This window comes from Dietzia sp. CW19 (assembly GCF_014145265.1).
GTDB classification, from domain to species: Bacteria; Actinomycetota; Actinomycetes; order Mycobacteriales; family Mycobacteriaceae; genus Dietzia; species Dietzia natronolimnaea.
Map to the genome: position 1 here is coordinate 1 of NZ_JAALEE010000375.1, position 9,530 is coordinate 9,530.

Below are 9,530 nucleotides of genomic sequence, written 5' to 3' on the forward strand. Positions count from 1 at the left end.
GGCGTCGCGGTCGACACCGGCCGGTGCAGATCCGCGACCAGCGCGGCCAGGGCCCCGGGATCGGCGACGGCCTGGCGGCCACGCCGGAAGGCCTGGATGTTCGCCGCGACCGCGACTCCGTTGAGCTCGATCGCCTGCTCGATGGCCCGGGCGGAGATCGGCAGGGCGCCGCTCTGGTACGCCGCCCCCACCATGAGCATGTTGGACGCCTGCGTGGACCCGAAGAGTTTCTCCGTGATCTCGCCGGGGTTGAGGTAGACGCCCCGCCCGGAGGCCCGGTCGATGGCCGCCTGGATGTCCGGTGTGGACGGGTAGTGCACGGCGGTGTCGATCACCATGGTCCCCGTGGGGATCCGGGTGGTGGAGACCACCGCGGTGGTGCGCTCCGGGTGGGCGACCTTGAGGTTGGCGTCGTCCGCGCCCACGAGGCCGTCACAACACAGGTAGAGGTCGCAGTCCCCGGCCCCGATCTTGGGGGGTTGCTCGAGCGGCGTCCGCGCCACCCGGACATCGGAGACCACCGCGCCACCCTTCTGCGCCAGACCCGTCATGTCGAGCGTGCGGGCAGAGTTGCCGTCGAGCACGGCGGCGGTCGCCAGCACGGCCGAGACGGTGACGATCCCTGTCCCACCGATCCCGGTGAGGCGCAGCGAGAAGCCGCGGTCGGCGTCGACCGCGACCCGGTCCGGTTCCGGGAGGGCGGCGGAGTCCAGTTCCGGTGCGGTCGCCACGCGCTCGGTCCCGACGCCCGGCACCACGGTGACGAAGGCCGGGCAGTCGCCCTCCAGGCAGGAGAAGTCGAAGTTGCAGGTCGACTGGTCGATCCGGGTCTTGCGACCGAACTCGGTGTCCACCGGATGGACCGACAGGCAGTTGGACTTCTTGCCGCAGTCGCCGCACCCCTCGCAGATGCGCTCGTTGATCACCACCCGCTCCGCCGGGGTGGGGTAGGTGCCGCGCTTGCGGTGGCGGCGCTTCTCGGCCGCGCAGAACTGGTCGTGGACCAGCACGGTCACCCCGGGGACCGCGGCGAGCTCCTTCTGGACCTCGAGCGTGTCGCGGCGGTCGCGGACCTCGATGCCGCGGGGCAGTCCCTGGGACCTCGTGGCCTTGACGTCGTCGGTGGTGACGACGATCCGGGCGACCCTCTCCGCCTGCAGGAGCCGGAGGATCTCCGGCAGGGACATCTCGCCGACCGGGTCCTGGCCGCCCGTCATGGCCACCGTCCCGTTGTAGAGGAGTTTGTAGGTGATGTTGTCGCCCGAGGCGACGGCCGCGCGGAGGGCGAGGGAACCCGAGTGCATGAACGTGCCGTCGCCGATGTTCTGCACCATGTGGCGTTCGGTCAGGAACGGGGCCATACCGGTCCACTGGAGTCCCTCGCCACCCATCTGGGTGACCCCGGTGACGGTGCCGACCTGGTCCTCGTCCATGAGCAGGACCATCGCGTGGCAGCCGATGCCGCCGCCCACGAGCGTCCCGTCCGCCACCTTGGTGGAGCTGTTGTGGGGGCACCCCGAGCAGAAGTAGGGGGTGCGGGTGGTGGCCAGCGGCAGGGAGATGCGCGAGCGGCCGCGGCCCGGTCCGTCGAGCCAGGCGGCCGCCGACTCTATCCCGTGGACGCGGCCCAGCCGTTGCGCCAGGCCCCGGGTCACGGCGTCGACGTCGAGTTCACCGAAGCGGCTGAACAGGGTGGAGCCGTCCTCATGGGTCTTGCCCACGACGTTCGCGACGTCTGGCCGTCGGAAGTGGATCTCGCGGATCATCGTCTCGATGAAGTCGCGCTTCTCCTCCACCACGATCACCTCGTCGAGGCCGGTCATGAACTCGTCGAGGACCGTGCGCTCGATCGGGTAGACCATGCCGAGTTTGAGGATCCGGATGCCGCGTCGGGCGAGCTCGGCGTCGTCGAGACCCAACCTGCGCAGCGACTCGCGGACGTCGAGGTAGCTCTTCCCGGCGGCGACGATCCCGATCCGGTCGTCGGCGGTCGACTGCACGATCCGGTTGAGTCGGTTGAGCCGGGCGTACTCCAGCGCGCGGGGGATCCGGATCGTGAGCTGGTTCTGCTCCAACTCCATGAGGCTGGACCCGAGCAACTGGCCCGAGGGCACGTGGGGACTCGTACCCAGATCGCCGTAGACGGGCAGGATCCGATCCGGGTCCACCAGCGCGGTGGACGAGGCGTCCGCGACGTGCGAGGAGATCTTCATGGCCGACCACAGGCCCGAGACCCGGGAGAGGATCGCAGCGTGGACGCCGAAGTCCAGCACGTCCTGGGAGTCCGCGGGGTAGAGCGTGGGGAGGTAGAGGTCTGCCAGCGCGAGCTCGGACGAGCACGGCACGGTGGAGGACTTGGCTCCGGGGTCGTCACCGACCAGCGCCACCGCGCCCCCGTGGGGGTCGGTGCCGATGAGGTTGGCGTGGCGGATCGCGTCCGTCGCGCGGTCCAGGCCGGGGGCCTTGCCGTACCAGTACCCGACGACGCCCTGCAGTGGCGCGCCTCCGGTGTGGGCCGTCGCGCGTAGGGTCCCCGTGCGTCGCGCGAGCTGCGACCCCATGACGGCCGTGGCGGCGGCCTCCTCGTTGAGGGCGGGGCGGTGGACCACGTCGAACGGGTCGAGGAACGTCCCGCGCCTGGCCAGCTCGAGGTCGTAGCCGGCCAGCGGCGAGCCCTCGTAACCACTGACGAGACTGGCGGTGAGCAGGTTCTGCCTGCGGTCCAGTCGGGCGCGGTCGCGGACCGTGCGGACGAGGGCCTGGATGCCGGTGAGGAACACCGTGCCGCTCTCCCGCGTGTAGCGGTCGGAGAGCGAGAACGAGGTGGCGTCCGCCCGCCCGGTTCGGGGCAGATCATCGTGGGAGCCGCTCGAGGGGTGGAGTAGGGAGGTCATCTGTCACACCTGGCCTTCTGACGACAGTGGCTGTGTCTCCAGGCTAGGCGTGTGGGTGATGCGCGTCACGTGGCCAGCGCGATGCAGTGCACCATGTGCAGGATGTTGGCCACATTCCGTCGCGAGATGGACATGATGCGCAGTGTTCACCGGTCTAGCATGGACACATGGACGCGCCTGCCGATCTGGATCACACCGACCGACGACTCCTGAAGATCGTCCTGGCGGGCCCCAGGGTCGGGGTGCGCGAGTTCTCCCGCCGCCTCGGGGTGGCCCGCGGGACGGCGCAGGCGCGGTTGGACAAGCTCGAGGCGAGGGGGGTGATCGCGTCGTGGGCGCCGACCCTCGATCCGGCCGCGCTCGGGTTCCCGCTCTCGGCCCTGGTCCACATCCAGGTCGCGCAGGCGAAGCTGCAGGCGACCTGTACGGGCCTGGCGGAGGTGCGCGAGGTCCTCGAGGTGATGAGCGTGGCGGGGGAGTTCGACATCGTCTGCCGTGTCGTGGCCCGGGACCACTCGCATCTCGAGGAGGTCTTCAGCGCCATCATCGCCACCCCGGGTGTCCTGCGCACCCGCACCGAGGTGGTCCTGCGGCGACGGGTCGGCCCGCGTGTCGCCCAGCTGCTGGACGAGTGAGGTTCACTCCCAGATGCGGGCGAACGGATAGGCCTGCTCGTACTCGGAGGCGAGTTCGAGGAGCAGTCGATCGTGGCCGATCCTCGCCGACAGGTGCACGCCGATGGGCAGGCCGTCCGGCGCCCGGCCGGTGGGAAGCGAGACGGCGGGCGATCCCGCGATGTTCTGGAGGGGCGTGAAGGTGACCCAGTTGGAGACCCGCTCGAGGTGGGTCTCGTAGGGCAGGTCCGCATCCAGGTACCCGACCTCGGGGGTCTCGTGGTTGACCACCGGGTTGAGGTAGACGTCGAACTCGCCGAACGCCGAGTCGAACCGCCGCCTGGTCCGGTAGAGGCGGTACAGGTGCAGGGGGAGCGAGGGCAGACCCCGCCTGGCCATCGCGGCGAGGCCGATCGTGAACGGGTCGAGCCGCTCCGCCGCGAACTCCGGACTGAACATGCCCCGGCCGCCCGAGGAGGTGCCCAGGGCGAGCAGGCCCCAGTAGGCGATGAAGTCCTCGCGGAACGAGTCCGGGACCGGCGCGGTGGTCGGCACGATCTCATGGCCCAACGCCGCCAGCCGGTCGGCGGCCTCCCGCAACACCGCCAGGGTGGCGGCATCGGTCGGGTCGCCCGCGGGACTGTGTTCGACGAGGCCGATCCGCAGCCGGCGCCCGGGGGCCCGCGCGACCGTACCCAGCGGTGGGACCCCCACCGGACGGTGTCCCGCTTCGAAGGCGGTCAGGAACGCCACCGTGTCGCGAACGGACCGGGTGACCACGGACTGGGAGATGATCGGGATCGGCATGTTCGCCGAGAACTTCTCGTCGGGGTGTCTGCCCCGACTGGGCTTGAACCCCACCAGGCCGGTGACCGCCGCGGGGATCCGGATCGACCCACCGCCGTCATTGGCGTGCGCGATCGGCAACGCGCCGGCGGCCACCAGTGAGGCGGATCCCCCCGAGGACCCGCCGCTGGTGCGGCCGGTGTCCCACGGGTTCCGGGTGACGAGCCCGCCCTGTCGCTCGGTGGCGGCGGTCCAGCCGAACGGCGGCATCGCGGTCGTGCCCACCGGGATCAGTCCGGTCGCACGGAAGAGCGAGGCGTAGGGGCCGTCGTGGAGGGCTGGTCGGGTGGGGACCGCCGACGAGCCGAGCGTCATGGGCAGACCCTCCACCCGGACCGCGTCCTTGAACGCCGACGGCACGCCGGCGAGAGGGGCGGAGAGCTGGGAGTTCCGGACCCACTCCGCCCGGTGGCGCGCGCGGTCGTAGTCGGTGTGCACCAGGGCGCCCAGAACGGGGTCCACCGTGGCGCAACGCTCGATGGCGGCCTCGACCAGTTCCGCGGGTGAGACCTCCCGCCTGCGAACTCTCTCCGCGAGGGCGGAGGCGTCGTCGTACGCGAGCGCATCGTCGCGGAAGGCGTGCACGCGGCGCGGCGGTCCGGCGGGGGTCGGATCGGCGGGGGTCGGATCGGCGACGGCATCGGCTGTGGTGTCGGTCACGCGTCCACTGTAGGGCGTCCCCCTTGACAACGGCCGGGGTACTCGTGCATCTTAGGTGTACCTTACTTAGGCGAGCGTCACCTTATTCTCGTACCCGAGATCTCGCCGTGTAGCTGGCGACCCGTGGAGGGCGAACAATGGCAGTGCACCCGATCGTGTCGGATCCGGTCGTGACGGGCGCCCGACGTCTCCTGGACGGGGCGGGCATCGCCACGGTCGCCGTCCGCGGCACCCGGGACCGCTCAGATGTGATGGTCTCCGCCCAGCACCGCTGGATCGGCGGAGGCGCCGTCGTCGTCACCGGGGCCCCCGCACCGTGGTCCGGTCTGATCGTGGAGCCGGGCTCCTCGGTCGAGGTGGTCGTGATGATCGACGAGTTCGCTCCGATCGTCGAGGCGAAGGTGCACGTCGCCAGCCTCTACGGTTTCGGGGTGGCGCGTGCGGCACGCCAGGGCGAGGGGTGGGTCGTCGAGATCGAGATCGAGCTCGGCGAGCTGCAGGTGCGCCGTCTCGGCCACGAGGGGACGGTTCTCGCCCGCGACCTGGACGCGGTGCCCTCGGACCCGCTGGCGTCCGAGGCGCCCGGTCTCGCGGACGAGATCCGGGCGCGATTCGGGGAACACCTGGCGATCCTGGCGGGATCGGGCGACCCGGCTCACCCGCCGTTCGTCCTCGGTGTCGACCCGGACGGCCTCCACCTTCTCACCGCACTCGGGCGCGACGCCGATGTCGTGCACCTGCCGTTCATGACCCGGGCGCAGTCCGTCGGGGACGTGGTCCGCGAGATGGGCCAGTACGTGGCCCGGGCGAGCTGAGTCCCGGGCCACATCCCGGCCGACGCCCCGGCCCACGTGCCGGCGGCGCCTACGCGGGGGAGTAGGTGAGGCAATCGGCGGTGTCCGCGCCGGAGCCGATCGTCACGGACTCCGCCGAGCAGAGCAGGTCCTTGTTGTGCGTGCACTCCACGCGCTGACAGGCGCCGACGTGCGCGCTCGCGGTGGGGAGGCCGCCCCGGACGTCGAGCGAGATGAACGTCCCGCACTCGGCGTGGTCGGGTGATCCCGCCACGGTGATCGCCGGGGCCGTGCAGTCCGCGTCGGCGTTGAACGAGCACGTGGTGACGGTGCAGTTGCTGATTCCGGTGAGAGTGGCCATGGCGGTTGCTCCTCGTATCGGTGGGTGTTCCCGGTGGTGCCGATCCGGTTGCCGCGGACCGTCGGTGTCACCGAGTCAACCCCTGATCGGCTCGACTTGCAAGCAAGGAGAGCCTGTGCTAGATCAGGTTAGCCTAAGCATCTGACCAGCGCTTTCCCTGAATGTCCGCGGTGTGAGCTCCGCGGACCGCGTACCCCCGCCGCCTCCCGGTGGCGTGTGTGGTCTCCGATCCCCCTCTGGACATCTGTGAGCCATCGCACTATGGTCGAACTCAGTTAATCCGACTTAACTGAAAGGGAGCGGCGCTGATGACTTCCGCGACCACCGATCACCCGACCACCAATCGCCAGGCGCACGAGGAGCTCCTCTCCGACCTCCGCGACCGCCTCGAGCGGGCCGCGTTGGGCGGTGGGGAGAAGGCCCGTGCCCGGCACCTCGAGCGGGGCAAGCTCCTCGCCCGCCAGCGGGTGGACGTCCTCCTGGATCCCGGTAGCCCGTTCCTCGAGCTGTCCCCGCTGGCCGCCGAGGAGATGTACCGGGGCAAGGCGCCGGGCGCCGGTGTCGTGGCCGGGATCGGCCGGGTCTCCGGGCGCGAGTGCCTGGTGATCGCCAACGACGCGACCGTCTCCGGCGGCACCTACTACCCGATGACGGTGAAGAAGCACCTGCGTGGCCAGGAGGTGGCGATGGCCAACAACCTGCCGTGCATCTACCTCGTGGACTCCGGCGGGGCGATGCTCCTGCAGCAGGACGAGGTCTTCCCGGACCGCGACCACTTCGGCCGGATCTTCTACAACCAGGCGAACATGTCCGCCAAGGGCATCCCGCAGATCGCCGCGGTCATGGGTTCGTGCACCGCCGGCGGCGCCTACGTCCCGGCGATGAGTGACGAGGCCGTGATCGTCCGGAACCAGGGCACGATCTTCCTCGCCGGCCCGCCGCTGGTGAAGGCGGCCACCGGCGAGGAGGTCACCGCCGAGGAGCTCGGTGGCGGCGACCTGCACGCCAAGACCTCCGGTGTGGTGGACCACCTGGCCGACGACGACTACGACGCGCTCATGAAGGTCCGCCAGATCGTGGCGACCTGCCCGCCGGCGCCCGAGCCGGACTGGGAGGTGCTCGAGCCCCGCGAGCCCGCCCGCCCGCAGTCCGACCTCTACGACCTCGTCCCGGTCGACTCCCGCCAGCCCTACGACGTGCGCGACATCATCGGCACGATCGTCGACGGCGGCGAGTACACCGAGTTCAAGGAGAACTACGGTGCCTCGATGGTGACCGCGTTCGCGCGGATCCACGGGCATCCGGTGGGGATCATCGGCAACAACGGCGTCATCTTCTCCGAGTCCGCGCTCAAGGGTGCGCACTTCATCGAACTGTGCGACCGCCGCAAGATCCCCCTGGTCTTCCTGCAGAACATCACCGGCTTCATGGTCGGCCGTCAGTACGAGGCGGGCGGCATCGCCAAGAACGGCGCCAAGATGGTCACGGCCGTGGCGTGCGCGCGGGTCCCCAAGTTCACCATCGTCGTGGGCGGGTCGTTCGGTGCCGGCAACTACTCCATGTGTGGCCGTGCGTACTCCCCGCGGTTCCTCTGGATGTGGCCCAACGCGAAGATCGCCGTGATGGGCGGGCCCCAGGCGGCCGACACCCTCGCCTCGGTGCGCGCCGCGCAGGTCACCAAGTCGGGCGGGGAGTGGACGGACGAGCAGCAGGCCGAGTTCACCGCGCCGATCCGCGAGCAGTTCGAGGAGCAGTCCACCGCGTACTACTCCACGGCCCGACTGTGGGATGACGGGATCATCGATCCCGCCGACACCCGTACCGTCCTCGGCCTGGCCCTCGCGGCCGCGGCCAACGCCCCCCTCGAGCCGGTCAACAACGGCGTCTTCAGGATGTGAGTCGAGCTATGTCACAGAAACTCCACACCGTTCTGGTGGCCAACCGCGGCGAGATCGCGTGTCGCGTGATCCGTTCCCTGCGGGCCGCGGGTATCCGCTCGGTCGCCGTCTACTCCGATGCGGACGCGGACGCCCTCCACGTGCGCATGGCCGATGCCGCCGTCCGCCTGGGCCCGGCCCAGGCCTCGCAGTCCTATCTGGACTTCGAGAAGGTGATCGACGCGTGCCGCCGGACCGGCGCCCAGGCCGTCCACCCGGGATACGGCTTCCTGTCCGAGAACTCGCGGTTCGCGCGGGCGCTCGAGGAGGCGGGCCTGATCTTCGTGGGGCCGCCGGCCACCGCGATCGAGACCATGGGCGACAAGATCACGGCCAAGGCGGCGGTCTCGGCTCGTGACGTGCCCACCGTGCCCGGGATCTCGCGACCGGGACTGACCGACGACGAGTTGGTGGCCGGCGCCGACGAGGTCGGGTACCCGGTCCTCGTCAAGCCGTCCGCGGGCGGCGGAGGCAAGGGCATGCGACGCGTGGAGCGACCGGAGGACCTGCGCGCCGCGCTCGACTCCTCCCGCCGCGAATCGGCGGGCGCCTTCGGCGACGACACGCTGTTCCTGGAGCGGTTCGTCGACACCCCCCGCCACATCGAGGTGCAGGTCCTCGCCGACACCCACGGCAACGTCATCCACCTGGGTGAGCGTGAGTGCTCTCTGCAGCGCCGCCACCAGAAGGTCATCGAGGAGGCGCCCAGCGCGCTGCTCGACGAGGTCACCCGCCAGCGCATCGGCACCGCCGCGTGCGACGCCGCCCGCTCGGTCGGCTACGTGGGCGCCGGCACGGTCGAGTTCATCGTCTCGGCCAACGCCCCGGACGAGTTCTTCTTCATGGAGATGAACACCCGTCTGCAGGTCGAGCACCCGGTCACCGAGATGGTGACCGGCGTGGACCTGGTGGACTGGCAGGTCCGCATCGCCGCGGGCGAGGAACTGACGCTGCGCCAGGAGGACATCACCCTCACCGGCCACGCGATCGAGGCCCGCGTCTACGCGGAGGACCCGGCGAAGGGTTTCCTGCCCACCGGCGGCACCGTGCTCGGTCTGGAGGAGCCCTCGGGCGACGGCATCCGCGTGGACTCCGGCCTGCGCGTCGGCACGGTCGTCGGCAGCGACTACGACCCGATGCTCGGCAAGGTCATCGCCCACGGCTCCGACCGCGCGGAGGCATTGGCCCGGCTCGACGCCGCGCTGGCCGGCACCCACGTGCTGGGCCTGCGGACCAACATCGACTTCTGCCGGTTCCTGCTCTCCCAGCCGGAGGTCGTCGCCGGCGACCTCGACACGGGTCTGCTCGATCGGACCCTCGACGACTACACCGCCACCCCGGCGCCCGAGGGTGCACTGGTCGCCGTGGCCATGCACCGCACCGAGGAGCGCTGGGCCCGCGTGCCGGCCGCCCGGCGCGGACCG

General features: G+C 70.7%; 7 protein-coding genes. 4 read left to right on the forward strand and 3 right to left on the reverse strand.

Translation table 11 applies throughout. From position 1 onward, the window contains the following. Positions 1-2,894: indolepyruvate ferredoxin oxidoreductase family protein (locus G6021_RS11585; protein ID WP_182641337.1), on the reverse strand; the 2,894-nt coding region annotated here is incomplete at its 3' end. Positions 2,895-3,061: 167 nt separating this feature from the next. Between G6021_RS11585 and G6021_RS11590 the strand changes: the two genes are divergently transcribed. Next, positions 3,062-3,529, forward strand: a complete 468-nt coding sequence (locus G6021_RS11590) for an Lrp/AsnC family transcriptional regulator (protein WP_182616605.1) — start codon at positions 3,062-3,064, stop codon at positions 3,527-3,529. Positions 3,530-3,532: 3 nt separating this feature from the next. Here G6021_RS11590 and G6021_RS11595 read toward each other — a convergent pair whose 3' ends face one another. Further along, positions 3,533-5,014: an amidase gene (locus tag G6021_RS11595; RefSeq protein ID WP_182641338.1), complete on the reverse strand. Its 1,482-nt coding sequence runs from the start codon at positions 5,012-5,014 to the stop codon at positions 3,533-3,535. A 137-nt stretch (positions 5,015-5,151) separates the two neighbouring features. Here G6021_RS11595 and G6021_RS11600 point away from each other — a divergent pair, with 137 nt between their 5' ends. Next, positions 5,152-5,829 carry a hypothetical protein gene (locus tag G6021_RS11600; protein WP_179525854.1) on the forward strand — a complete coding sequence of 226 codons (678 nt, stop codon included), beginning with the start codon at positions 5,152-5,154 and terminating at the stop codon, positions 5,827-5,829. Positions 5,830-5,878: 49 nt separating this feature from the next. Here the strand turns inward: G6021_RS11600 and G6021_RS11605 are convergent, their stop codons facing one another. Beyond that, positions 5,879-6,169 (reverse strand): DUF1540 domain-containing protein, encoded by a 291-nt coding sequence (locus G6021_RS11605; RefSeq protein ID WP_179525853.1) that lies wholly within the window; start codon positions 6,167-6,169, stop codon positions 5,879-5,881. A gap of 308 nt (positions 6,170-6,477) precedes the next feature. On the opposite strand from G6021_RS11605, the gene G6021_RS11610 reads away from it, so the two are divergent. Next, the gene (locus G6021_RS11610) at positions 6,478-8,067 is read left to right on the forward strand and encodes a carboxyl transferase domain-containing protein (protein ID WP_182616608.1); all 1,590 of its coding nucleotides are present in this window, start codon (positions 6,478-6,480) and stop codon (positions 8,065-8,067) included. Positions 8,068-8,075: 8 nt separating this feature from the next. Further along, positions 8,076-9,530: biotin carboxylase N-terminal domain-containing protein (locus G6021_RS11615; protein WP_182641339.1), on the forward strand; the 1,455-nt coding region annotated here is incomplete at its 3' end.